The organism is Staphylococcus sp. HMSC072E01 (assembly GCF_001814125.1).
Lineage (GTDB): Bacteria > Bacillota > Bacilli > Staphylococcales > Staphylococcaceae > Staphylococcus > Staphylococcus hominis.
Genome location: NZ_KV814962.1, coordinates 176,182 through 201,178 on the forward strand (window position 1 = coordinate 176,182; position 24,997 = coordinate 201,178).

Here is a 24,997-nt window from a genome sequence, read left to right on the forward strand (position 1 = left end):
GAACAAGCATACACTACAGCAAAGGAATGACAACATGTTAAAAAAATCAATGACTGTAACATTTGCTTCAATTGCAGCAATTACAGGTTTAAATACGTTAGCACATGCACAACAAACACACATTGTTAAAGAAAAAACAAATGTAGAAGCATTGGCACAACAATTTTCTACAACTGCAGATGAGATAAAAAAATTAAATCATATAGGTAATGAGGAAGTTGAAAAAGATATTTCAATAGTTGTACCTGATAAAGATATTGTTGAAGTTAAATCGGGTGATACATTAAACAACATTGCGAATGCTCATCATTTAACATTAGATGAATTATATGCATTTAATCCAGGAGTAAAACCGCTAATTCATCCTGGTGATTTAATCGCAGTAAGTGACAAAGGTTCAGCAACATTAGAAAGTCAATTGATAAGTGATAGTAGTGTATATGCTACGCCTTATTCAAGTGAAACTGAAACTGCACCATTAAGTTATAATAGCGCTGAAACTGCGTCATATGTAGCGTCTCCATCATATGTTACTAGTAATAATTACAATACTGAAACAGTAAGTGCACCAGTATATTATAATAATAGTGCTTTAAATAACCAAGGTAATCATTATTATTTTGGTAACTGCACATATTATGCATTTGATCGTAGACAACAATTAGGACGTTCAGTAGGGAGCTATTGGGGAAATGCGAATAATTGGGCAAGCTCAGCTAGAAATGCTGGTTTAGTGGTCGATCATCGTCCTGAAGTAGGTGCTGTTTTCCAAACACCAGCGGGTTATTATGGTCACGTGGGCATCGTAGAACGTGTGAACAATGATGGTTCATTTTATGTTTCAGAAATGAATTGGAATGGTCATTTCAATGATGTTACAAATAGAACAATTTATAATTCGTCTAGTTATAATTTTATACATTAAATTTTCAAAGGATTTATAATGTTAAAGCATCAACAAAGCTTATGTTTTGTTGATGTTTTTTTAGTTATTAATAATGCAATGTATTATTTAAAAAAAGAAATAAAAGTTATGAAATTATCACAATTAAAACTTTTTACTAAACGATTGATTGATATAATAAATACAAGTATAATTTCTATTTAATAATATAAGGAGGTATAACCGCATTATGGGGGTTCATCAATACTTTAAACGTTTATCTGATCTTGAAAAATTAATAAGATTACCAGGAAAATTCAAATATTTTGAGCATAATGTTGCAGCACATTCATTTAAAGTTACTAAAATAGCTCAATACTTAGCAACAGTTGAAGAATATCATGGTAATTCAATTGATTGGAAAAGCTTGTATGAAAAAGCCCTTAACCATGATTTTGCAGAAGTATTTACAGGGGATATTAAGACACCAGTTAAATATGCAAGCAGAGAATTAAAAATGTTATTTTCTCAAGTCGAAGAAGAAATGGTAGATACGTTCATTAATGAAGAAATTCCGAAGCCATACCAAGATATTTATCGTAAAAGACTTCAAGAGGGAAAAGATGATTCTTTAGAAGGCCAAATTTTATCAGTAGCTGATAAAATTGACTTATTATATGAAACGTTTGGTGAAATTCAAAAACGTAATCCGGAAGATCTGTTTTTTGAAATTTATGAACATAGCCTAGAAACAATAATGCAATTTGATCATTTAAGTTCAGTACAAGATTTTATTGATCACGTTATACCGGAAATGCTTACGGAAAACTTTATTCCTCGTGCTGAACTACGTGAAACAACAATGACAATCTTAGAACGACGAAGAAGAAATGAGTGAATAGAATGGTATGGTATACTTTAGCTGCTTTCTTTCCTTGTATCTTAGTTATTTTATTTAGTGTAATTACCAGAAGTAAATGGGTGGGCGTTATTGTAACATTGATATTAATTGCCGCTTCAGTGTATAAAGGATTTTTTCATAATGAATGGATTATATTTTTAGATGTAGTATCTATCCTAGCTGGTTATGTGATAATTGATAATTTAGAATTTCACAAACATCAAGACTAAGCCAAAAAAATTGCAGTACTATACCATTTGTTTTATATTATTAATACATATCTAATAAAAATACGTCAACATATTAAGATGAGGCATAAATATAGAAGTGAATTTATATTTGTGTCTCATCTTTTATATATGTATAAAAAATGATGGCAAACGTAAGCGAACAAACGTTTGTTTTTTTATTCACTTTTTTGTTAAAATAAGTATAAATAGTATTATTTTTACTGAAATAAACAATTAATAAAAATAAACTGAGGAGGCGCTTGAAAGAATGGTAGAACATCATCCTTTTAAATTAAATTCTGAATTTGAACCACAAGGGGACCAGCCTCAAGCCATAAAAAAAATTGTTGAAGGTGTTAAAGCTGGTAAACGTCATCAAACATTACTTGGTGCAACGGGTACTGGTAAAACATTTACCATGAGTAATGTTATTAAAGAAGTTGGAAAACCTACATTAATTATAGCGCATAATAAAACGTTAGCAGGTCAATTGTATAGTGAATTTAAAGAGTTCTTTCCTGAAAATAGGGTAGAATATTTCGTAAGTTACTACGATTATTATCAACCTGAAGCATATGTGCCATCAACGGATACATTTATCGAAAAAGACGCCTCAATTAACGATGAAATTGATCAGTTACGACATTCAGCTACAAGTGCTTTATTTGAACGTGATGATGTGATTATTATTGCAAGTGTAAGTTGTATTTATGGTTTAGGTAATCCAGAAGAATACAAAGACTTAGTTGTTAGCGTTCGAGTAGGAATGGAAATGGATAGAAGTGAGCTTCTTCGAAAATTAGTCGATGTTCAGTATTCAAGGAACGACATTGATTTTCAACGTGGTACATTTAGAGTAAGAGGAGATGTTGTAGAAATCTTTCCTGCTTCAAGAGAAGAAATGTGTATCCGTGTGGAATTCTTTGGCGATGAAGTTGATAGAATCAGAGAAGTAAATTATCTAACCGGTGAAGTGCTACGTGAAAGAGAACATTTTGCTATATTCCCTGCTTCCCACTTTGTTACTAGAGAAGAAAAAATGAAAGTCGCTATTGAACGTATTGAAAAAGAACTTGAAGAGCGAGTAAAAGAATTGAAGGCTGAAAATAAATTATTAGAAGCACAACGTCTAGAACAACGTACAAATTATGATTTAGAAATGATGAGAGAGATGGGCTTTTGTTCAGGAATAGAGAATTATTCTGTTCATTTAACATTAAGACCACTTGGTTCCACGCCTTATACTTTACTTGATTATTTTGGTGATGATTGGCTTGTAATGATAGATGAGTCGCACGTGACGTTACCACAAATTAGAGGTATGTTCAACGGAGACCAAGCACGTAAAAAAGTACTCGTAGAGCATGGTTTCCGTTTACCAAGTGCTATGGATAACCGTCCGCTTAAATTTGAAGAATTTGAACAAAAAACTAAACAGCTCGTTTATGTTTCAGCAACGCCTGGTCCATATGAAATTGAACATACTGATAAAATGGTAGAACAAATTATTCGCCCAACTGGTTTATTAGATCCTAAAATTGATGTTCGACCTACGAAGAATCAAATTGATGATTTACTCAGTGAAATTCAAGAAAGAATTGATAGGAATGAACGTGTACTTGTCACAACCTTAACTAAAAAAATGAGTGAAGATTTGACAACATATATGAAAGAGGCAGGAATTAAAGTGAATTATCTTCATTCTGAAATCAAAACACTTGAGCGTATAGAAATTATACGTGATTTAAGAATGGGCACATACGATGCAGTAGTAGGTATCAATTTGCTTAGAGAGGGTATCGATATACCTGAAGTGTCGTTAGTAGTTATTTTAGATGCAGATAAAGAAGGATTTTTACGTTCAAATCGTTCACTTATTCAAACAATCGGACGTGCTGCACGTAACGATAAAGGAGAAGTTATCATGTATGCCGATAAGATAACAGACTCTATGCAGTACGCAATTGATGAAACACAGCGTCGTCGAGAAATACAAATGGCACATAACGAAAAATATGGTATTACTCCTAAAACAATCAATAAAAAAATACATGATGTCATTAGTGCTACAGTGGATAATGATGAAACAAATGAAAAACAACAAACTGAAGTACCTAAAAAAATGACAAAGAAAGAACGTCAGAAAACAATTGAAAATATTGAAAAAGAAATGAAACAAGCAGCTAAAGATTTAGACTTTGAAAGAGCAACAGAATTGAGAGATATGTTATTTGAACTAAAAGCAGAAGGGTGATTATTACATGAAAGGTCCAAGTATCGTAGTTAAAGGTGCAAGAGCACATAACTTAAAAGATATCGATATTGAGTTACCAAAGAACAAACTTATAGTGATGACTGGTCTCTCTGGGTCGGGAAAATCATCACTTGCATTTGACACAATATATGCTGAAGGACAACGTCGCTATGTAGAATCGTTAAGTGCCTACGCACGACAATTTTTAGGACAAATGGATAAACCAGATGTTGATACCATTGAAGGATTATCACCTGCAATTTCAATTGACCAAAAAACGACAAGTAAAAATCCGCGTTCTACAGTAGCTACTGTGACTGAAATATATGATTACATTCGATTATTATATGCACGTGTGGGGAAAGCATTTTGTCCATATCATGGAATCGAAATTGAATCGCAAATCGTGCAGCAAATGATAGATCGTATATTAGAATTAGAAGAAAGAACTAAAATTCAAATTTTAGCTCCTTTAGTTTCGCATAGAAAAGGGAGCCATGAAAAATTAATTGAAGATATTGGCAAAAAGGGATATGTCAGATTACGTGTGGATGGTGAAGTGGTCGATGTAAACGACGTTCCTGCACTAGATAAAAATAAAAATCATACTATTGAAGTAGTTGTAGATCGTTTAGTTGTAAAATCAGGAATAGAAACAAGATTAGCAGATTCAATAGAAACAAGTTTAGAGCTGGGTGAAGGAAACCTTACTGTTGATATCATTGGTGGAGAAAATCTCAAATTCTCTGAAAATCATGCTTGTCCAATTTGTGGATTTTCTATAGGTGAATTAGAACCTAGAATGTTTAGTTTTAATAGTCCGTTCGGCGCTTGTCCGACATGTGATGGATTAGGTCAAAGACTTACAGTAGATCTAGATTTGGTTGTTCCTGATACTAATAAAACTTTAAATGAAGGCGCGATTGAACCCTGGGAGCCCACAAGTTCCGACTTTTATCCAACATTATTAAAACGAGTATGTGAAGTTTATAAAATTAATATGGATAAGCCATATAAAAAATTGACTGATAGACAAAAAGATATTCTTATGAATGGGTCAGGTGATAAAGAAATTGAGTTTTCATTTCATAGTCGAAATGGAGGCACACGTCGTAGAAAAATGAAATTTGAAGGCGTAGTCCCTAATATAGATCGACGTTATCACGAATCACCATCAGAATATACACGTGAAATGATGAGTAGATATATGACTGAACTTCCATGTGAAACATGTCACGGTAAACGTTTAAGTAAAGAAGCACTTTCAGTATATGTTGGTGGATATAATATTGGAGAAGTTGTAGAATATTCCATTAAAAATGCACTCAAATTTTATGAGAATATAGAGTTATCAGAGCAAGACAAAGCGATTGCTAAACAAATTTTAATTGAGATTATTTCAAGATTAACATTCTTAAATAATGTAGGGCTTGATTATTTAACACTGAATCGTTCTTCAGGAACATTATCAGGTGGAGAAGCACAACGTATTCGTCTTGCTACTCAAATTGGATCACGATTGACAGGCGTGCTTTATGTATTGGACGAACCTTCTATCGGATTACATCAACGCGATAATGATCGTTTAATCAATACATTAAAAGAGATGAGAGATTTAGGTAACACACTAATTGTAGTTGAACATGATGACGATACGATGAGAGCAGCCGATTACCTTGTTGATGTCGGACCTGGTGCAGGTAATCATGGCGGTGAAATTGTCTCAAGTGGGACTCCTAAAAAGGTAATGAAAGACAAGAAATCCTTAACTGGTCAATATTTGAGCGGTAAAAAACGTATTGACGTCCCGGAACATCGCAGAGAAGTTACGAATCGTAAAATCTCAATTAAAGGTGCAAAAAGTAATAATTTAAAAGATGTTGATGTAGATATTCCATTGTCAGTAATGACGGTTGTAACAGGTGTTTCTGGATCAGGTAAAAGTTCATTAGTTAATGAAGTGTTATATAAATCATTAGCTCAAACAATTAATAATTCTAAAGTTAAACCTGGAGAGCATGATGAGATCAAAGGGATTGATCAATTAGATAAGATTATAGATATTGATCAATCACCTATAGGAAGAACACCACGTTCTAACCCGGCGACATATACAGGTGTATTTGATGACATTAGAGATGTTTTTGCTCAAACGAATGAAGCTAAAATTAGAGGATATCAAAAAGGACGCTTTAGTTTTAATGTTAAAGGTGGTCGTTGTGAAGCTTGTAAAGGTGATGGCATTATTAAAATAGAAATGCACTTCTTACCAGATGTATATGTGCCATGCGAAGTGTGTGATGGCAAACGATACAATAGAGAAACTTTAGAAGTCACATATAAAGGAAAAAATATTGCAGATGTATTAGCAATGACAGTAGAAGAAGCGACTTATTTCTTTGAAAATATTCCTAAAATTCATAGAAAATTACAAACACTTGTAGATGTAGGATTAGGCTATATTACTCTAGGGCAACAAGCAACCACACTTTCTGGTGGGGAAGCACAACGTGTGAAACTGGCTTCAGAATTACACAAACGTTCTACAGGACGATCAATTTATATCTTAGATGAACCTACTACAGGTCTTCATGTTGACGATATCAGTCGATTATTAAAAGTATTAAATCGCCTTGTGGAAAATGGAGATACAGTGGTTATTATTGAACATAATTTAGATGTTATTAAAACAGCAGATTATATTATAGATTTAGGACCAGAAGGCGGAGAAGGTGGCGGTACTATCGTTGCAACTGGAACGCCAGAAGACATTGCAAGTGTGGAAGCTTCTTATACAGGTAAGTACTTAAAAACAGTGTTAGAACGTGATAAAGTGCGAGATGAATAAAATAGAATTTAATGTGCGATAATGCTTTTTTAGAGTATAAATGAAGTAGAATATCATTTTAATGGTTTTGAAAAAAGGAGTAGAAAAATAATTTTCTACTCCTTTTTTATATAACATATTGTTATATTTTTGATATGATAAGAGATGAATTAATTCAAGGGAATTTTGAGGTGAACTCATGTTAACGACAGAGAGATTGGTTAAAGTATTAAAACTGAAGCTATTTACTGGAGAAAAAGGATTAAATAAAACAATTAAAAATATTGATATTTCTAGACCTGGTTTAGAAATGGCAGGTTATTTTTCTCATTATGCAGCAAATCGTATTCAATTATTAGGTACCACTGAATTATCATTTTACAATTTATTACCAGATGAAGAAAGACGAGGACGAATGAGAAAATTATGTCGTCCTGAAACCCCAGCAATTATTGTGACAAGAGGATTAGAGCCCCCTCAGGAACTGATTGAAGCGGCTCAAGAAATGGAGACACCTTTGATTGTTTCTAAAGATGCTACGACAAGTTTAATGAGTCGATTAACGACATTTTTAGAACATGAGTTAGCTAAAACGACCTCTCTACACGGCGTTTTAGTAGACGTATATGGTGTAGGCGTATTGATTACAGGAGACTCTGGCATCGGAAAAAGTGAAACAGCATTAGAATTAGTAAAACGAGGTCATCGTTTAGTAGCAGATGATAATGTTGAAATTCGCGAAATTACGAGAGACGAATTGATTGGTACACCACCTAAGTTAATTGAACATTTATTAGAAATACGTGGACTAGGAATTATCAATGTCATGACTTTATTTGGAGCGGGGTCAATTCTAACCCAAAAACAAATACGGTTAAATATAAATCTTGAAAATTGGGATAAGAATAAATTATATGATCGCGTTGGCTTAAATGAAGAAACGTTAAAGATTTTAGATACGGAAATAACTAAAAAAACAATCCCTGTAAGACCAGGAAGAAACGTTGCTGTTATTATAGAAGTAGCTGCAATGAATTATCGTTTAAATATCATGGGTATTAATACAGCTGAAGAATTTAATCAACGTTTAAATGAAGAAATTCTCAAAAATGGGAATCAGAATGAAGGGATATAGTATATGCTTTTTAATTTGAATTATATTAATCCTACTGCTATCGATATAGGTCCTTTATCGATAAAATGGTATGGAATTATTATTGCAGTAGGAATATTGATTGGATATTTTATTGCTCAAGAAAGCTTGAAATCTATAGGATTACATAAAGATACATTAGTAGATATTATCTTTTATTGTGCAATTTTCGGATTTCTAGTTGCAAGAATTTATTTTGTTATATTTCAATGGCCTTATTATATGGAAAATCCATCAGAAATACCTAAAATTTGGCATGGCGGGATAGCTATTCACGGTGGATTAATAGGTGGCTTTATTACTGGAATTATTCTATGTAAATTGAAAAATCTTAATCCTTTTCAAATTGGAGACATTGTTGCACCAAGTATAATATTAGCTCAAGGTATAGGACGATGGGGCAATTTTATGAATCATGAAGCTCATGGCGGACCAGTATCAAGAGCATTTCTAGAAAATATGCATATTCCAGAATTTATTATTCGAAATATGTATATTGAAGGTGTATACTATCATCCTACTTTTTTATATGAATCTATTTGGGATATACTTGGTTTTATTATATTAATTACTCTTAGAAAGTATCTACGCGTTGGAGAAACATTTTCATTATATCTCATTTGGTATTCAATAGGGCGCTTCTTCGTTGAAGGATTACGAACAGACAGTTTAATGTTAACAAGTCATATTCGCGTAGCTCAACTTGTTTCAATTATTTTAATTATTATTGGTATGACTTTGATTATCTATCGTCGAATAAAATATCAACCAGCTATTTATAAAAATGCTGGACCATTAACTTGGAATTCAAGAGGGAAAGTAAAATAATGAGACGATTAACTATTATTAATACACAGTCGATGAATCCCTTATGGCGCATTTACCAATTTGTTCGTTTTTCTAAAGTGTTAAAAAATACAGTAATAATAGAAATAAGTCGATTTATTCCTTTTTTAAATGTGAAACGATATATTTATATTCATTTCTTGAAGATGTCAATTGGGGAACGAACTGCATTTGCCTATAAGGTAATGCCTGATATTTTTCATCCCCAGTTAATATCTATTGGCAGTAATACTGTTATTGGTTATAATACAACAATATTAACGCATGAAATTTTAGTAAATGAGTATCGTTATGGACGAGTGGACATTGGTTCTCATACTTTAATTGGAGCAAATGTGACCATTTTACCTGGAGTGAAAATCGGTCATAACGTTATGATTAAAGCAGGTACTATCGTCTCTAAAGATGTTCCCAATGATACTATTGCTTTTGGAAACCCCATGCAAATTCATAATAAATAAGAAAGTGGTGACAAAGCATGGCACGAAAGGAACAAAAAATTATTCCAATGACTTTTGATGAGAATTTTTATCGAAAGATGGCAGATCAAAAATATAAACAGAGAAATTATAGAAAAGCAGCTGAATATTATGGAAATGTGCTAGATTTGTCACCTGAAGATTTTGATATAAAACTTAAGTATGCCGATTGTTTAAATGAATTGAATTTGAATAAAAAAGCAGAAAGAATGTTTTATGAAAGCATTATAAATGATCATAATGTATCAGAAAGTTATTATCAATTGAGTCAACTGAATATTAAACTTAATGAGCCAAACAAGGCCTTCTTGTTTGGTATTAATTATGTAGTTTTATCAAATGATGATTCTTTTAGAGAAGAATTAGAAAACATGTTCGAAGTTTCTTATATTGAAGAAAATAAAATTGAAATGGAAGCACAATTATTTGCAGTTCAATTATTATTTCAATATTTATTCGCTCAAGGACGGTTACAAGAAGCACGAACGTATATTTTAAAACAAAACGATGATATTCAGTCGCATCGCGTTATTAGAAATTTACTAGCAATGTGTTATCTTTATTTGAGTGAATATGAGATTGCTAAAGAATTATTCGAAACATTGCTTGCTGAAGATAACTCGGATGTTCATGCACTATGTCATTATACATTGCTATTATATAATACTAATGAAACAGAGAAGTATCACAAATATATAAAAATATTAAATAAAGTGATGCCGATGAATGAAGATGAAAGTTTTAAGTTAGGTATTGTACTAAGTTATCTTAAACAGTACAAAGCGTCTCAACAACTTTTATTACCTTTATATAAAAAGGGTAAGTTTGTTTCAGTTCAAATGTTTAATGCTTTAAGTTATAACTATTATTACTTAGGAAATAAAGAACAAAGTAAACTATTTTGGGATAAATTATTGCAAATTTCTGAAGTAAATGTGGGGTATGCCCCATGGGTATTAGAAGAAAGTAAATACACATTTGAACAAAAAATATTACCTTTATTATTAGATGATGACAGTCATTATCGATTATATGGCGTATTTTTATTAAATCAGTTAAATGGAAAAGAAATACTAATGACTGAAGACATTTGGTCAGTATTGGAAAACATGAATGACTATGAAAAGTTATATTTAACTTACTTAGTTCAAGGATTACATTTAAATAAGCTTGATTTTATTCATAAAGGCTTAAAGAAAATATATGACGTTGAAGAACTATCGTTTGATACAGAATTATTTGTCAGTTGGATTGATAAAGGAGAAGCTTTAATCGTTGAAGGCGTTAATTTTAAAGAGTTAAATAGATATATTGCGGCACATGTTTATTTATATTACCGTTATCATAAAAAGCATATAACTAAAAAGAAAATTATTGAAATTTTTAATACTACAAGATATAAATTAGATAACGCAATTGATAAATTATTGAGCATATAAATTTATGAAAAGCAAATAATACTATATAATGCGCGTATTAATATAAACGTAGGAGGTATAAAAATGAACGAAGTAGATTTTGATGTTGCGATAATTGGGGCTGGACCAGCTGGAATGACTGCTGCAGTTTATGCATCACGTGCAAATCTAAATACAGTGATGATTGAACGCGGTATGCCTGGAGGACAAATGGCAAATACGGAAGAAGTTGAAAATTTTCCAGGCTTTGAAATGATTACAGGTCCAGATTTATCAACAAAAATGTTTGAACATGCGAAAAAATTTGGTGCTTCTTATCAATATGGAGATATCAAATCAATTGAAGATAATGGCGATCACAAAGTGATTAATCTAGGAAATAAAACAATAACAGCTAGAGCAGTGATTGTTTCAACAGGTGCAGAATATAAAAAAATTGGTGTCCCTGGTGAACAAGAATTAGGTGGTCGTGGTGTAAGTTATTGTGCAGTATGTGATGGCGCATTCTTTAAAAACAAAAATATATTTGTTATTGGTGGCGGCGACTCAGCGGTAGAAGAGGGTGCATTCCTTACTAAATTCGCTGATAAAGTAACAATTGTTCATCGAAGAGACGAACTAAGAGCCCAAAAAATTCTACAAGATCGTGCATTTAAAAATGAAAAAATTGATTTTATTTGGAGTCACACTTTGAAATCAATTAATGAAAAAGATGGAAAAGTAGGATCTGTAACGTTAGTTTCAACAAAAGATGCGTCTGAGCAAACGTTAGATGCAGACGGTGTCTTTATTTATATTGGTATGAAACCTCTAACAGCACCATTTAATAATTTAGGTATTACAAATGATATGGGCTATATTATTACAAAAGATGATATGACTACTTCTGTACCAGGGATTTTTGCAGCTGGAGATGTGAGAGATAAAGGATTACGTCAAATCGTAACTGCTACAGGTGATGGTAGTATTGCTGCACAAAGTGCAATTGATTATATCGAAGAATTAAATGATAAAGAAGAAGCTTAAGATATTAATTAAAGCTAGAATAATCACTTCTGATAGAAGTATTATTACTAGCTTTTTTCTTAGCAGTAAAGTCGATACAAATTGTTAGCAATGTAAAAATATATGCTATGATGTTATATAAATATATGTATGCTTAAATGGATGGTGCTTAGAATGGTTAATCAAATAAATGATGAAATGAGCAAAAGTGAACTATTAGTTATTACGGGATTGTCTGGCGCTGGTAAATCATTAGTTATTCAATGTTTAGAAGATATTGGCTTTTTCTGTGTAGATAATTTACCGCCTATATTACTACCTAAACTTGTGGAGTTAATGGAGCAAGGTAATCCTTCACTTCAAAAAGTAGCAATTGCAATTGATTTAAGAGGAAAAGAGTTATTTAAATCACTTGTAGATGAAATTGATGCAATTAAAACGCGAAATGATGTTATTGTAGATATTATGTTTTTAGAAGCTACAACTGAAAAATTAATTTCTAGATATAAAGAATCACGTAGAGCGCATCCTTTAAATCAAAATGGTCAAATGTCTTTAATTGATTCAATTCTAGAAGAACAACAATTGCTTTCAAATATTAGGTCAATAGCGAATTACATTATTGATACTACAGAGTTAAAGCCTAAAGAATTAAAAGAAAGAATCAAACGTCGTTTCGCCAATGAAAAAATGAATTCATTTAGTATTAATGTAACTAGTTTTGGATTTAAACATGGTATTCAGAAAGATGCTGATTTAGTATTCGATGTACGCTTTTTACCTAATCCATATTATGTTGAAGACTTGAGACCGATGACTGGAGAAGATGAAGCAGTTTATAATTATGTGATGAAATGGAAAGAAACTGAAACTTTCTTTGAAAAACTAATGGATTTACTTATTTTTATGATTCCAGGTTATAAAAAAGAAGGTAAATCGCAACTGGTTATAGCAATAGGGTGTACCGGCGGACAACATCGCTCTGTAGCCTTAGCTAAGCGTATCGGAGAAGAGTTAAATGATATATTTGATTATAATGTGTATGTTCATCATAGAGATGCACATATTGAAAGTGGCGTGAAGAAATGAAACAGTTGAAAGTAGTACTAATCGGAGGAGGTACGGGACTCTCAGTACTAGCTAGAGGATTACGAGAATATCCAATAGATATCACTGCTATTGTTACAGTCGCAGATGATGGTGGTAGTACAGGTAAAATTAGGGATGAAATGTCTATTCCTGCTCCAGGAGATATTAGAAATGTCATTGCAGCGCTAAGTGATGCGGAACCTATTCTAGAAGAATTATTTCAGTATCGTTTTGAAGAACATCAAATTGAAGGTCACTCATTAGGTAATTTATTACTTGCAGCACTCACAAATATAAAAAATGACTTTGGTCATGCAGTGAAAGAATTAAGTAAAATTTTAAACATTAAAGGAAAAGTGATTCCATCTACTAATACTAATGTTATGTTAAATGCTGTATTAGAAGATGGTGAGATTGTTGAAGGTGAATCTAAAATACCTAAAAAAAATAAAAAAATTCGACGTGTCTATTTAGAACCATCTAATGTAGAACCCATGCAAGAAGCTGTTGATGCTTTACAAGAAGCAGATTTAATTGTTCTAGGTCCTGGTTCACTGTATACGAGTGTAATTTCAAATTTGTGTGTTGAAGGTATTTCTAAAGCAATAATAAGTTCACAAGCACCGAAATTATACATATCTAATATTATGACTCAACCAGGAGAAACAAATGATTATGATGTCTACGATCATATTAAAGCTATTCATCAACATGCTGGAGAACCATTTATTGATTATGTTATTTGTAGTAATGATGCATTTGATGAACAGATTCTTCAACGATATAAAGAACGTAATGCTCATCCTGTTAATATGAATAAAATAAAATTAACAGAAAATCATATTAAAATGATTACTTCTAAAAATCTTGTAGAAGTTTATGACCACGTCCTCGTTCGTCATAATACAAAGGTGCTTGCTAACCTTATATATGATTTAGCACTTGAATTAACAAGTACAATTCAATTTAAACCTAAAAAATAAATTTTAATGAATTTAAAAATAATTTGATATAGAGTGTTATATATTTTGAGATGTTAATTACATATAATAATGATGATGAGAAAAGGAGGGAGCATCAATGAGTTTTGCATCAGATATGAAAAGTGAATTGACCCGTATTGAAGTCGATGAAAGTAATGCTAAAGCTGAACTTAGCGCTTTGATTCGGATGAACGGTGCACTCAGTTTATCTAATCAACAATTTGTAATTAATGTTCAAACTGAAAATGCGACTACGGCTCGAAGAATATATTCATTAATTAAGCGTATTTTTAATGTGGAAGTAGAAATTTTAGTACGAAAAAAAATGAAATTAAAAAAGAATAATATCTATATTTGTCGAACTAAAGTACGTGTTAAAGAAATACTTGATGAATTAGGTATTTTAAAAAATGGTATTTTTGTTCATGATATTGATGCGAGTATGATTAAAGATGATGAAATGCGTAGAAGCTATTTAAGGGGAGCATTTTTAGCGGGTGGATCAGTAAACAACCCAGAAACCTCTTCCTACCATTTAGAAATTTTTTCTCAATATGAAGGGCATGCTGAGGGATTAACTAAACTAATGAACAGTTATGGACTAAATGCTAAGCATTTAGAACGAAAAAAAGGAAGTATCTCTTATTTGAAAGAAGCGGAGAAAATTTCTGAGTTTTTAAGTTTGATAGGGGGGTACCAAGCACTATTAAAATTTGAAGATGTAAGAATAGTGAGAGATATGAGAAACTCTGTCAATAGACTAGTAAATTGTGAAACAGCTAATTTAAATAAAACTGTGAGTGCAGCTATGAAACAAGTACAAAGCATTCAATTAATTGATGAAGAAATGGGTTTAGATAATTTGCCTGATCGTTTAAGAGAGATTGCAAAATTACGAGTAGAACATCAAGAAATTTCTTTGAAAGAATTAGGAGAAATGATATCAAATGGGCCTATTTCTAAATCAGGAGTAAATCATCGCTTACGAAAATTAAATGAACTCGCTGATAAAATTAGAAATGGAGAAAAAGTCGAATTATAAAATAAAATGTGTTTTAAAAATAGGATGAAACATTAATATAACGTTTCATCCTATTTTTAATAATAGCCCCCTCGAGAGGAATCGAACCTCTATCTTAAGAACCGGAATCTTACGTGATATCCATTACACTACGAGGAGTATAATATAAAAACTAATTTCTGTACTAAATATATAATTAACAGTACAATTTGAATATATGAATAGTGTATAAAATTATAAAACGCAACGTCAAATAAATGTAAAGGTATTATTTTTGACCATTTTTGACTTTTATTGTAAAATAAATATAACAGTTAATTACAAGGAGGAAATATAATGAATTTAATTCCTACAGTTATTGAAACAACAAATCGTGGTGAACGCGCATATGATATTTATTCTCGTCTATTAAAAGACCGCATTATTATGTTAGGCTCAGCAATTGATGATAATGTTGCAAATTCAATTGTATCACAATTATTATTCTTACAAGCTCAAGATTCTGAAAAAGATATTTATTTATACATCAATTCTCCAGGTGGTAGTGTAACAGCAGGATTTGCTATTTACGATACAATTCAACACATTAAACCAGATGTACAAACAATTTGTATTGGTATGGCTGCGTCAATGGGATCATTCTTATTAGCAGCTGGTACAAAAGGTAAACGTTTTGCCTTACCAAACGCTGAAGTTATGATTCATCAACCATTAGGTGGCGCTCAAGGTCAAGCGACAGAAATTGAAATTGCTGCTAATCATATCTTAAAAACACGTGAAAAATTAAATCGTATTTTAGCTGAACGTACAGGTCAAAGTATTGAAACAATTCAAAAAGATACTGATCGTGATAACTTCTTAACTGCTGATGAAGCAAAAGAATATGGTTTAATTGATCATGTAATGCAACCTGAAGATATGTAAATAGAATTGTTTAACATGTAAAAAAGGAAGAGCATTGATGCTCTTCCTTTTTTTATGGTTTTTTAGTTTTTAATAAATAATGTATAGCTACAAACCCTAATAATAATCCTATAATAATAAAGAAAAAAGATAAAAGTACCATAATAATACTCTTTTCGAAAGCAAAGATACCATTTAAAATTAAAAATACACTAGCGATAAGTAGTAAGATATACGTTAACTTGTTGTCATTCATTACTAAATCTCCAAATACTATTCGTTAATTAAGTCTTCAAGTGCAACTTTTAAATTATTATATCTAAAATTAAACCCTAATGCTTCTAATTTATTAGGTAAGACTTTTTGAGTATCGAGAACTACTGTCGACATTTCTCCTAGTACAGCACGCATAATTAATGATGGCACCCACGTTTCATGTGGTTTATGCATCGTACGTCCAAGCGTATAACCAAATAAATTTTGACGTTCAGGAATTGGAGAAGCCATATTAAATGGACCTTTTGCATTTGATTCGTCAATTGTAAATAAAATCGCACGCACTAAGTCATCTATGTGAATCCAAGAATACCATTGACGGCCAGAACCTAATTTGCCGCCTACGTAGAATTTATATGGTAGTTTCATCGTTTGAAGTGCGCCACCTTCAGAAGACAAAATCATACTAAATCTTCCCAATATAACACGTGTACCAAAATTTTCGAAACGACGAGCAAATCGTTCCCATTGATAAACGACATCTGACAGGAAATCAAAAGGAAGTGTTTGATATTGTTCTGTATAAGTTCGATGTAAACTTGGAGGATAATAACCCATAGCACTTGCATTAAAAAGCACTTCAGGTTTATGTTGACGTTGCTCAAATAAATGAACTAAAGATTCAGTCGATTGAATACGACTTGTCATAATCGTTTGTTTGTAAGAGGATGTCCAACGTTTATTTAATGTAGCTCCTGCTAAATTAATGACTACATCAATATCTGGTACTTGATTTTCCCATCCTTTTTTAGACCAGTTAACATACGTAATCTTAGGCTCATCACTTTGTTTATCACTACGAGTTAAAATTGTAATATGAGCCTCTCTTTTTTTAATTTCATTTACTAAATGACTGCCTACCATTCCAGTTCCACCAGTAATTAAAAATTGTTTCATTTACTAACACCTCATTTTTTATAAAGAAAATAAATTTTTTTAATGACAATGTAGAGAAAGATGCTCAAAAAGCATTTAAGATTATGTCATTAACTTTAGAAAATACGGTCATTAAATTACCTAAATTTAGCTATAATATAAGTATAGCTTTGCTATAGAGAATAGTAGAATATTTAAAAAGTATGTTTATACCTTTAATATACTAATTTACAAAACAAAAGTCATTTTAATTTCTTTCTATTCTCTTCTCTTTCAAGTTTCTATTATATTACTTTATAAATAAGATTAAGAATAATATGATTATAGGAATTAAAATGCCAATAAATATATCAAATTTTGAGTTTTTACTTTCATCAAAATCATCATTACTTAACATCATAGATTTAATTTTATTGCTTGAATGATGTTTGAATAATGTGTTAAAAGTATCTTTTTTCATTTTGTCACTCCAAAATTTACATCATATTGATAGTGTAGTTATTTATATATGATGTTATCATATATAATTGAATGAGTATTCCATTTATATATGTACTTAAGTATTTTTAATATTTTTTTAAAAGGAAATAATGTAAAATAGATTGCTATATTAAAGGATGAATAGATAATTAAGAAGTGAGGGAGTCCATGTCAAAAAAAAATAGAAATCTTAAAGACTATGAAGCACATGAAAAGAAAAAAATGAGTAGTATTTCTAAAATAATTAGTACACTTATTGTGCTTCTATTACTTGGTGGATTGGTGTTTGCAGTTTTTGCTTTTGTGGATAATTCAAACAGAGTCAATGAACGTTTAAATAATCAGTCAACGGAAGAACATAAAGATAAGAAAGATAAAGATACTGAAAGTGATAAAAAGAATGAAGAAAGTACGCGAGAAAATAAAACAAGTGAAAACAATACAAATAATAGTAAAGAAAATAAATTAGATAACGTAAAAAATCCAAATGTAACTGATAACTATTCTAATGAGCAAAATAATTCAATGAAAGTACAACCTACTAATCAAGGTAAAACAGCTCAAACGCAGCAATCTTCTAAAGAAACATCTACAAAACAACCTAATACAAATCAAATTCAAAGTACTCAACAAAAAGAAAACTCACAAACTCAACAAAAAGAAAACGCACCAACTCAAGAAAAAGCAACGCAAGAAGAAACAGATAAATCAAATGAAAACACTCAGTCAAGTCAATCTTCTCGTTCTAATGCTTCAACTGAAACATCACAACATAAGTCAAGTAACAATGACACAACTACTACACAAGAACGAGCTAATACAAATCAGTCATCCCAAACACAAAAATCAACGATGCAACCATCTACTACCGAACCTAAAACACAATCATCTAGTTCAACTACTTCAGAATCAAAAAGTAATACCCAACAATCTCAAAGATCTTCAAACGAAGAATAAAAAAAGACCTAGGTATATACACATTTTACCATGTGTGTATCTCTAGGTTTTTTTAAAATATCCAGTTAAGCAAGAATGTTAAGATAATTGAAAGAACAATCGATATAAAAATAGAAGAGAAACAACCAAAAGGACAACCACAACCATAGTGATATCGTATTGTATTGTGATGTTCAGAAATATCTCGATATTCTTGTTCTCTTTTAAAATAGTCATCATCTTTATATCTATTATCAGAAGGATCTAAAACTTCTACATCCTTATTGTCTTTATATTTCAAAGTGATTCCTCCTATCTAGTTAATGTTTAAATTATAATTCATTATTTTTGAAAAACCTATAAGGTTAACTCTATTGCATTTACTATACCCTATTTTAAATATTTAACAGATTATTTAAAATAATAAAGGTTTTCACTTGCTTTTTTATAACGACAATAGTAGTATTGCAATTGTAAAGAGGTTGAATTTTGTCCCACCTGGGACAAAAAAAGTCAAACCTCCTCTAACTCTCGATTATCTTTTGAGAAAAATAGGAGGAAGGTAGTAGTGAAAGACCTGATTAAACTACAACAAAAGTTGGTTCCTGACTTAGTTGATAAAATGTATCGACGTTTCTCTATCTTAACGACAATTTCAAATAATGAACCTGTTGGGCGTAGAAGTTTAAGCGAACATATGGATATTACAGAAAGAGTCTTAAGAACAGAAACAGACATATTAAAAAAGCAAAATCTTATACAAGTAAAATCAACTGGTATGGAAATCACTGAAGAAGGTACAAAAGTACTTAATCAATTAAGTGATTACTTTAAAGTGTATAAAGATGATAATCATTACGCTAAACATATTAAGTCCAACTTTGGAATTAAAGAAGTATATGTCATACCTGGAAATGCTGACATGCATGAAGAAGTTAAGTCTGAGATGGGTAGACAAGCAGGTCATTTACTAGAAGATATATTGTATGAAGATGCAATTGTATCAGTGACAGGTGGATCAACAATGGCTAATGTTAGCCGAGCAATGCATTTATTACCATTTAATGTGTTTTTTGTTCCTGCACGTGGTGGTCTTGGTGAAAATATGGTTTATCAAGCAAATACAATTGCAGCAAGTATGGCACAACAAAGTGGCGGTTATTATACCACGCTATATGTACCAGATAATGTTAGCGAATCAACATATAATACATTACTGATGGAACCATCAGTTGTGCATACATTAGAAAAGATTAAACAAGCAAATATAACAATACACGGTATTGGTGATGCGCTGAAGATGGCGCACCGTAGACAATCATCTGATGAGGTGATTGAAAGACTTCAACATCATCAAGCCGTTGGAGAAGCTTTCGGATATTATTTTGACGCTCAAGGTCATGTAGTTCAAAAAGTAAAAACTATTGGATTACAACTTGAAGATTTAGAAAGCAAAGATTTTATATATGCTGTTGCTGGTGGCATGTCTAAGGGAGAAGCTATCAAAGCATATCTCAGTATTGCCCCCCAAAATACAATATTAATTACTGATGAAGCAGCAGCTAAAGTAATACTAAATAAGGAATAAAAAGTTATTTAACTTTTTAAATATCATTTTAAAGGAGGCCATTATAATGGCAGTAAAAGTAGCAATTAATGGTTTTGGTAGAATTGGTCGTTTAGCATTCAGAAGAATTCAAGACGTAGAAGGTATTGAAGTAGTTGCAGTAAACGACTTAACAGACGACGAAATGTTAGCTCATTTATTAAAATATGACACTATGCAAGGTCGCTTTAACGGAGACGTAGAAGTAGTTGAAGGTGGTTTCCGTGTAAATGGTAAAGAAGTTAAATCTTTTGAAGAACCAGATGCAAGTAAATTACCATGGGGCGATTTAGATATCGACGTAGTATTAGAATGTACTGGTTTCTATACAGAAAAAGAAAAAGCTGAAGCACACATTAATGCAGGAGCTAAAAAAGTATTAATTTCTGCTCCAGCCAAAGGTGATGTTAAAACTATCGTATTTAACACAAACCACAAAGACTTAGATGGATCTGAAACAGTAGTATCAGGTGCTTCATGTACTACAAACTCATTAGCACCAGTTGCTAAAGTTTTAAATGACGAATTTGGTATTGTTGAAGGTTTAATGACAACTATCCATGCTTACACTGGTGACCAAATGACTCAAGATGGTCCACACAGAAAAGGTGACAAACGTCGTGCACGTGCAGCAGCACAAAATATCGTACCTAACTCAACAGGTGCAGCTAAAGCTATCGGTAAAGTAATTCCTGAAATCGATGGTAAATTAGATGGTGGAGCACAACGTGTACCAGTAGCTACTGGTTCATTAACTGAAGTAACAGTTGTATTAGAAAAAGAAGTAACAGTTGAAGATGTTAACAAAGCAATGAAAAATGCTGCTGACGAATCATTCGGTTACACTGAAGATGAAATCGTATCATCAGATATTGTTGGTATGAACTTTGGTTCATTATTCGATGCAACTCAAACTCGTGTCATCTCAGTTGGCGACAAACAATTAGTTAAAGTAGCTGCTTGGTATGACAACGAAATGTCTTATACTTCTCAATTAGTACGTACTTTAGAATATTTAGCTGAATTAACTAAATAATTTCGTAGCCTAGTTTAATAAAACTTGTGCTCAGTACACTTATATAAAATGTTGAATTAAGTTAGCTTATGAGTAAGCGGGGAGCACTAACGCTTCTCCGCTTATTTTTATATTAATAATTTCTATTTAAAGGAGGAAATTATAATGGCAAAAAAAATTGTTTCTGATTTAGACTTAAAAGGAAAAGTTGTACTTGAACGTGCTGACTTTAACGTACCTTTAAAAAATGGTGAAATTACAAATGATAACCGTATTGTTCAAGCCTTACCAACAATTAAATATATTTTAGAACAAGGCGGTAAATTGGTATTATTCTCTCACTTAGGTAAAGTTAAAGAAGAAAGTGATAAAAAAGAGTTAACTTTAAAACCAGTAGCAGATTCATTAACTGAAAAATTAGGCAAAGAAGTTGTGTTTGTTCCAGAAACACGCGGTGAAAAATTAGAATCTGCAATTAAAAATTTAAATGAAGGCGATGTATTATTAGTTGAAAATACTCGTTTTGAAGATTTAGACGGTAAAAAAGAATCTAAAAATGATCCTGAATTAGGTAAGTATTGGGCATCATTAGGTGATGTGTTTGTAAATGATGCATTTGGTACTGCACACCGTGAACATGCTTCAAATGTTGGTATTTCTACTCATCTAGAAACAGCTGCAGGTTACCTAATAGAAAAAGAAATTAAATTTATTGGTGGTGTGGTAAATGATCCACATAAACCAGTTGTGGCTATTTTAGGTGGTGCTAAAGTATCTGACAAAATTGGTGTTATTAAAAATTTAGTGAATATCGCTGATAAAATCATTATTGGTGGCGGTATGGCATATACATTTTTAAAAGCACAAGGTAAAGAAATTGGTCTATCTTTATTAGAAGAAGATAAAATTGACTTTGCTAAAGAACTTTTAGAAAAAAATGGCGATCAAATTGTATTACCTGTTGATTGTAAAGTAGCTAAAGAATTTTCAAACGATGCTAAAATCACTGAAGTATCTATTGATGAAATTCCAAGTGATCAAGAAGCAATGGATATTGGACCAAAAACAATAGAGTTATTTACTGAAAAATTACAAGGTGCTCATACAGTAGTATGGAACGGACCTATGGGTGTATTTGAATTTAGTAATTTTGCTAAAGGTACAATTGGTGTATGTAAAGCAATTGCTAACTTAGAAGATGCAATCACAATTATCGGTGGCGGTGATTCAGCAGCGGCTGCAATTTCACTAGGATTTGAAGAGGATTTCACTCATATTTCAACTGGTGGCGGTGCTTCATTAGAATACCTTGAAGGTAAAGAATTACCTGGTATCAAAGCAATTAACGATAAATAATATTTATTTGAATAATAAAAATGTTTCTTTTATGATTTTCATGGGAAAACAATAAAAGAACGTAAATATTTATAATTAATTTTAAATTTATTAATAATAGGAGTGTCAATAATGAGAAAACCAATCATAGCTGGTAACTGGAAAATGAATAAAACAGTTCAAGAAGCTAAAGACTTTGTAAACAATTTACCTACATTACCTGATGAAAAGGAAGTTGAATCAGTAATTTGTGCGCCAACAATTCAATTAGATGCATTAATCTCTCTAGTGAATGATGGCAAAGCAAAAGGATTAAAAATTGGTGCTCAAAACACTTATTTTGAAGATAATGGTGCATATACAGGAGAAACTTCTCCAGTGGCATTAGCTGATTTAGGTGTTAAATATGTCGTTATTGGACATTCAGAACGTCGTGAATTATTCCATGAAACAGATGAAGATGTAAATAAAAAAGCACATGCAGTATTTAATCATGGAATGACACCAATTATTTGTGTTGGTGAAACAGATGAAGAAAGAGAAAATGGCAAAGCTAACGAAGTAGTAAGCAACCAAGTAAAAGAAGCAGTAAAAGGCTTGTCAGAAGATCAACTTAAAGAAGTTGTCATTGCTTACGAACCAATTTGGGCAATCGGTACTGGTAAATCAGCTACTTCAGAAGATGCAAATGAAATGTGTGCACAAGTACGTAAAACAGTAGTAGACGTGTCTAGTCAAGATGTAGCTGATGCGACTCGTATTCAATATGGTGGTAGTGTGAAACCAAATAATGTTAAAGAATATATGGCTCAATCAGATATCGATGGTGCATTAGTTGGTGGCGCATCACTTAAAGTAGATGATTTTGTACAATTGTTAGAAGGTGCTAAATAATTATGGCTAAACAACCAACAGCATTAATTATTTTAGACGGTTTTGCTAACCGTGAAAGTGAACATGGTAATGCAGTAAAACAAGCGCATAAACCCAATTTCGATCGTTATTACAACACATATCCTACGACTCAAATTGAAGCAAGTGGTTTAGATGTTGGTCTTCCCGAAGGTCAAATGGGTAACTCTGAAGTAGGTCATATGAATATAGGTGCAGGTCGTATTGTCTATCAAAGTTTAACTCGTATTAATAAATCCATTGAAGATGGTGATTTCTACGAAAATGAAGTGTTAGGTAAAGCAGCTCAACACGTTAAAGATCACGATTCAGCATTACATGTATTTGGTTTACTTTCAGATGGCGGTGTTCACAGTCATTACAAACATTTATTTGCATTATTAGAACTTGCTAAACAAAAAGGTTTAGATAAAGTGTATGTACATGCATTTTTAGATGGTCGTGATGTAGATCAAAAATCAGCAATTAAATATATTGAAGAAACAGAAGCTAAATTCAAAGAACTTGGTGTAGGTCAATTTGCATCGATTTCAGGTCGTTATTACGCTATGGACCGTGATAAACGTTGGGATCGTGAAGAAAAAGCTTATAATGCTATTCGCAATTTCGAAGGACCTTCTTATGCGAGCGCTAAAGAAGGTGTAGAAGCGAATTATGAAAATGACGTTACAGATGAATTTGTTGAACCTTTCATAGTTGAAGGACAAAATGAAGGTGTTCAAGATGGTGATGCTGTTATCTTCTTCAATTTCCGTCCTGATAGAGCAGCACAATTATCTGAAATATTTACAAATAAAGCATTTGACGGCTTTAAAGTTGAGCGTGTAAATGATTTATTCTATGCAACATTTACTAAATATAATGATAATGTTGATGCAGAAGTCGTATTTGAAAAAGTTGATTTAACTAATACAATTGGTGAAGTTGCTCAAAATAATAATTTAAAACAATTACGTATTGCAGAAACTGAAAAATACCCCCATGTTACTTATTTCATGAGTGGTGGACGTAATGAAGAATTTGAAGGTGAACGTCGTCGCTTAATTGATTCACCTAAAGTTGCTACGTATGATTTAAAACCTGAAATGAGTGCATACGAAGTTAAAGATACATTGTTAGAAGAGTTAGACAAAGGTGATTTAGATTTAATTATTTTAAACTTTGCTAACCCTGACATGGTAGGTCATAGTGGTATGCTTGAACCAACAATCAAAGCAATTGAAGCAGTAGATGAATGTTTAGGGGAAGTGGTTGATAAAATTTTAGATATGAATGGCTATGCAATAATTACAGCTGACCATGGTAACTCAGATCAAGTTTTAACTGATGATGATCAACCTATGACTACTCATACTACAAACCCAGTTCCAGTAATTGTTACTAAAGAAGATGTAACATTACGTGAAACTGGTCGTTTAGGTGACTTAGCACCTACATTACTAGACTTATTAAATGTTGAACAACCGTCAGACATGACAGGTGAATCTTTAATTAAGCATTAGTAAAGTTGTAAATACTAAGATGATTTAATATTATTCTTTAATATTAAGTCATCTTAGTATAAATATT

Annotated in this window: 24 protein-coding genes; 20 read left to right on the forward strand and 4 right to left on the reverse strand. The window is 31.7% G+C overall.

The annotated features are described in order from the left end of the window. Positions 1-34 precede the first annotated feature (34 nt). The 14 genes from HMPREF2953_RS02715 to clpP all read left to right on the forward strand — a co-directional run bounded on the left by HMPREF2953_RS02715 (position 35) and on the right by clpP (position 16,013). A complete protein-coding gene (locus HMPREF2953_RS02715; RefSeq protein WP_002448211.1) occupies positions 35-925 on the forward strand; it encodes a CHAP domain-containing protein in 891 nt (296 codons plus the stop codon). A 208-nt stretch (positions 926-1,133) separates the two neighbouring features. Further along, positions 1,134-1,781, forward strand: coding sequence for a YfbR-like 5'-deoxynucleotidase (locus HMPREF2953_RS02720; protein WP_002448191.1), 648 nt, complete (start codon positions 1,134-1,136; stop codon positions 1,779-1,781). Between the two features lie 5 nt (positions 1,782-1,786). Beyond that, a complete protein-coding gene (locus HMPREF2953_RS02725; RefSeq protein ID WP_002448072.1) occupies positions 1,787-2,014 on the forward strand; it encodes a CsbA family protein in 228 nt (75 codons plus the stop codon). Positions 2,015-2,282: 268 nt separating this feature from the next. Then, positions 2,283-4,268: an excinuclease ABC subunit UvrB gene (uvrB, locus tag HMPREF2953_RS02730; RefSeq protein WP_070671673.1), complete on the forward strand. Its 1,986-nt coding sequence runs from the start codon at positions 2,283-2,285 to the stop codon at positions 4,266-4,268. A 7-nt stretch (positions 4,269-4,275) separates the two neighbouring features. Next, positions 4,276-7,116 carry an excinuclease ABC subunit UvrA gene (uvrA, locus tag HMPREF2953_RS02735; RefSeq protein ID WP_070671675.1) on the forward strand — a complete coding sequence of 947 codons (2,841 nt, stop codon included), beginning with the start codon at positions 4,276-4,278 and terminating at the stop codon, positions 7,114-7,116. 178 nt (positions 7,117-7,294) lie between these two features. Continuing rightward, positions 7,295-8,230 (forward strand): HPr(Ser) kinase/phosphatase, encoded by a 936-nt coding sequence (gene hprK, locus HMPREF2953_RS02740; protein WP_070671676.1) that lies wholly within the window; start codon positions 7,295-7,297, stop codon positions 8,228-8,230. 3 nt (positions 8,231-8,233) lie between these two features. Next, positions 8,234-9,076: a prolipoprotein diacylglyceryl transferase gene (gene lgt / locus HMPREF2953_RS02745; RefSeq protein ID WP_049335075.1), complete on the forward strand. Its 843-nt coding sequence runs from the start codon at positions 8,234-8,236 to the stop codon at positions 9,074-9,076. Beyond that, on the forward strand, positions 9,076-9,555 hold the full coding sequence (locus tag HMPREF2953_RS02750) for an acyltransferase (RefSeq protein WP_070671679.1): 480 nt from the start codon (positions 9,076-9,078) through the stop codon (positions 9,553-9,555). Before lgt ends, HMPREF2953_RS02750 begins: the two co-directional genes overlap by 1 nt. A 17-nt stretch (positions 9,556-9,572) precedes the next feature. Further along, positions 9,573-11,012: a tetratricopeptide repeat protein gene (locus HMPREF2953_RS02755; RefSeq protein WP_070671681.1), complete on the forward strand. Its 1,440-nt coding sequence runs from the start codon at positions 9,573-9,575 to the stop codon at positions 11,010-11,012. Between the two features lie 63 nt (positions 11,013-11,075). Beyond that, positions 11,076-12,017: a thioredoxin-disulfide reductase gene (trxB, locus tag HMPREF2953_RS02760; protein ID WP_070671684.1), complete on the forward strand. Its 942-nt coding sequence runs from the start codon at positions 11,076-11,078 to the stop codon at positions 12,015-12,017. A gap of 153 nt (positions 12,018-12,170) precedes the next feature. Next, positions 12,171-13,085, forward strand: a complete 915-nt coding sequence (gene rapZ, locus HMPREF2953_RS02765) for an RNase adapter RapZ (protein WP_064206819.1) — start codon at positions 12,171-12,173, stop codon at positions 13,083-13,085. Continuing rightward, on the forward strand, positions 13,082-14,068 hold the full coding sequence (gene yvcK, locus HMPREF2953_RS02770; protein WP_070671686.1) for a gluconeogenesis factor YvcK family protein: 987 nt from the start codon (positions 13,082-13,084) through the stop codon (positions 14,066-14,068). The genes rapZ and yvcK overlap by 4 nt, the downstream gene beginning before the upstream one ends. A 97-nt stretch (positions 14,069-14,165) precedes the next feature. Then, positions 14,166-15,110: a DNA-binding protein WhiA gene (gene whiA, locus HMPREF2953_RS02775; protein WP_070671687.1), complete on the forward strand. Its 945-nt coding sequence runs from the start codon at positions 14,166-14,168 to the stop codon at positions 15,108-15,110. 315 nt (positions 15,111-15,425) lie between these two features. Beyond that, positions 15,426-16,013 carry an ATP-dependent Clp endopeptidase proteolytic subunit ClpP gene (gene clpP, locus HMPREF2953_RS02785; protein ID WP_049335079.1) on the forward strand — a complete coding sequence of 196 codons (588 nt, stop codon included), beginning with the start codon at positions 15,426-15,428 and terminating at the stop codon, positions 16,011-16,013. A 52-nt stretch (positions 16,014-16,065) separates the two neighbouring features. Here clpP and HMPREF2953_RS02790 read toward each other — a convergent pair whose 3' ends face one another. The 3 genes from HMPREF2953_RS02790 to HMPREF2953_RS11420 form a co-directional block, all read right to left on the reverse strand. Further along, positions 16,066-16,248 carry a hypothetical protein gene (locus tag HMPREF2953_RS02790; RefSeq protein ID WP_002448125.1) on the reverse strand — a complete coding sequence of 61 codons (183 nt, stop codon included), beginning with the start codon at positions 16,246-16,248 and terminating at the stop codon, positions 16,066-16,068. Positions 16,249-16,265: 17 nt separating this feature from the next. After that, entirely contained in the window at positions 16,266-17,165 is a 900-nt protein-coding gene (locus HMPREF2953_RS02795) for a TIGR01777 family oxidoreductase (protein WP_002455607.1), read from the reverse strand. Positions 17,166-17,433: 268 nt separating this feature from the next. After that, positions 17,434-17,604, reverse strand: a complete 171-nt coding sequence (locus tag HMPREF2953_RS11420) for a hypothetical protein (RefSeq protein WP_002448117.1) — start codon at positions 17,602-17,604, stop codon at positions 17,434-17,436. A 188-nt stretch (positions 17,605-17,792) separates the two neighbouring features. Here HMPREF2953_RS11420 and HMPREF2953_RS02800 point away from each other — a divergent pair, with 188 nt between their 5' ends. Beyond that, positions 17,793-18,581 carry a hypothetical protein gene (locus HMPREF2953_RS02800; RefSeq protein WP_070671689.1) on the forward strand — a complete coding sequence of 263 codons (789 nt, stop codon included), beginning with the start codon at positions 17,793-17,795 and terminating at the stop codon, positions 18,579-18,581. A gap of 52 nt (positions 18,582-18,633) precedes the next feature. Here HMPREF2953_RS02800 and HMPREF2953_RS02805 read toward each other — a convergent pair whose 3' ends face one another. After that, positions 18,634-18,861, reverse strand: a complete 228-nt coding sequence (locus tag HMPREF2953_RS02805; RefSeq protein ID WP_002448224.1) for a hypothetical protein — start codon at positions 18,859-18,861, stop codon at positions 18,634-18,636. A 267-nt stretch (positions 18,862-19,128) separates the two neighbouring features. Here HMPREF2953_RS02805 and HMPREF2953_RS02810 point away from each other — a divergent pair, with 267 nt between their 5' ends. The 5 genes from HMPREF2953_RS02810 (at position 19,129) to gpmI (ending at position 24,930) form a co-directional block, all read left to right on the forward strand. Continuing rightward, entirely contained in the window at positions 19,129-20,148 is a 1,020-nt protein-coding gene (locus HMPREF2953_RS02810) for a sugar-binding transcriptional regulator (RefSeq protein WP_070671691.1), read from the forward strand. Positions 20,149-20,194: 46 nt separating this feature from the next. Further along, positions 20,195-21,202: a type I glyceraldehyde-3-phosphate dehydrogenase gene (gap, locus tag HMPREF2953_RS02815; RefSeq protein WP_002448134.1), complete on the forward strand. Its 1,008-nt coding sequence runs from the start codon at positions 20,195-20,197 to the stop codon at positions 21,200-21,202. Positions 21,203-21,346: 144 nt separating this feature from the next. After that, a complete protein-coding gene (gene pgk / locus HMPREF2953_RS02820) occupies positions 21,347-22,537 on the forward strand; it encodes a phosphoglycerate kinase (RefSeq protein ID WP_070671694.1) in 1,191 nt (396 codons plus the stop codon). Positions 22,538-22,648: 111 nt separating this feature from the next. Beyond that, complete coding sequence (gene tpiA / locus HMPREF2953_RS02825; protein WP_070671695.1) at positions 22,649-23,410, forward strand: triose-phosphate isomerase; 762 nt, start codon at positions 22,649-22,651, stop codon at positions 23,408-23,410. Positions 23,411-23,412: 2 nt separating this feature from the next. Beyond that, on the forward strand, positions 23,413-24,930 hold the full coding sequence (gpmI, locus tag HMPREF2953_RS02830) for a 2,3-bisphosphoglycerate-independent phosphoglycerate mutase (protein ID WP_002448105.1): 1,518 nt from the start codon (positions 23,413-23,415) through the stop codon (positions 24,928-24,930). Positions 24,931-24,997: the final 67 nt, after the last annotated feature.

Bases quoted from the DNA above. Each gene is read 5' to 3' on its own strand.
- HMPREF2953_RS02750 (WP_070671679.1), top strand. From the start codon at position 9,076: ATGAGACGATTAACTATTATTAATACACAGTCGATGAATCCCTTATGG.
- pgk (WP_070671694.1), top strand. From the start codon at position 21,347: ATGGCAAAAAAAATTGTTTCTGATTTAGACTTAAAAGGAAAAGTTGTA.
- trxB (WP_070671684.1), top strand. From the start codon at position 11,076: ATGAACGAAGTAGATTTTGATGTTGCGATAATTGGGGCTGGACCAGCT.
- HMPREF2953_RS02715 (WP_002448211.1), top strand. From the start codon at position 35: ATGTTAAAAAAATCAATGACTGTAACATTTGCTTCAATTGCAGCAATT.
- whiA (WP_070671687.1), top strand. From the start codon at position 14,166: ATGAGTTTTGCATCAGATATGAAAAGTGAATTGACCCGTATTGAAGTC.
- uvrA (WP_070671675.1), top strand. From the start codon at position 4,276: ATGAAAGGTCCAAGTATCGTAGTTAAAGGTGCAAGAGCACATAACTTA.
- HMPREF2953_RS02800 (WP_070671689.1), top strand. From the start codon at position 17,793: ATGTCAAAAAAAAATAGAAATCTTAAAGACTATGAAGCACATGAAAAG.
- gap (WP_002448134.1), top strand. From the start codon at position 20,195: ATGGCAGTAAAAGTAGCAATTAATGGTTTTGGTAGAATTGGTCGTTTA.
- HMPREF2953_RS02795 (WP_002455607.1), bottom strand. From the start codon at position 17,165: ATGAAACAATTTTTAATTACTGGTGGAACTGGAATGGTAGGCAGTCAT.
- HMPREF2953_RS02755 (WP_070671681.1), top strand. From the start codon at position 9,573: ATGGCACGAAAGGAACAAAAAATTATTCCAATGACTTTTGATGAGAAT.
- yvcK (WP_070671686.1), top strand. From the start codon at position 13,082: ATGAAACAGTTGAAAGTAGTACTAATCGGAGGAGGTACGGGACTCTCA.
- HMPREF2953_RS11420 (WP_002448117.1), bottom strand. From the start codon at position 17,604: ATGAAAAAAGATACTTTTAACACATTATTCAAACATCATTCAAGCAAT.
- HMPREF2953_RS02720 (WP_002448191.1), top strand. From the start codon at position 1,134: ATGGGGGTTCATCAATACTTTAAACGTTTATCTGATCTTGAAAAATTA.
- HMPREF2953_RS02725 (WP_002448072.1), top strand. From the start codon at position 1,787: ATGGTATGGTATACTTTAGCTGCTTTCTTTCCTTGTATCTTAGTTATT.
- HMPREF2953_RS02790 (WP_002448125.1), bottom strand. From the start codon at position 16,248: ATGAATGACAACAAGTTAACGTATATCTTACTACTTATCGCTAGTGTA.
- hprK (WP_070671676.1), top strand. From the start codon at position 7,295: ATGTTAACGACAGAGAGATTGGTTAAAGTATTAAAACTGAAGCTATTT.
- tpiA (WP_070671695.1), top strand. From the start codon at position 22,649: ATGAGAAAACCAATCATAGCTGGTAACTGGAAAATGAATAAAACAGTT.
- clpP (WP_049335079.1), top strand. From the start codon at position 15,426: ATGAATTTAATTCCTACAGTTATTGAAACAACAAATCGTGGTGAACGC.
- rapZ (WP_064206819.1), top strand. From the start codon at position 12,171: ATGGTTAATCAAATAAATGATGAAATGAGCAAAAGTGAACTATTAGTT.
- lgt (WP_049335075.1), top strand. From the start codon at position 8,234: ATGCTTTTTAATTTGAATTATATTAATCCTACTGCTATCGATATAGGT.
- gpmI (WP_002448105.1), top strand. From the start codon at position 23,413: ATGGCTAAACAACCAACAGCATTAATTATTTTAGACGGTTTTGCTAAC.
- uvrB (WP_070671673.1), top strand. From the start codon at position 2,283: ATGGTAGAACATCATCCTTTTAAATTAAATTCTGAATTTGAACCACAA.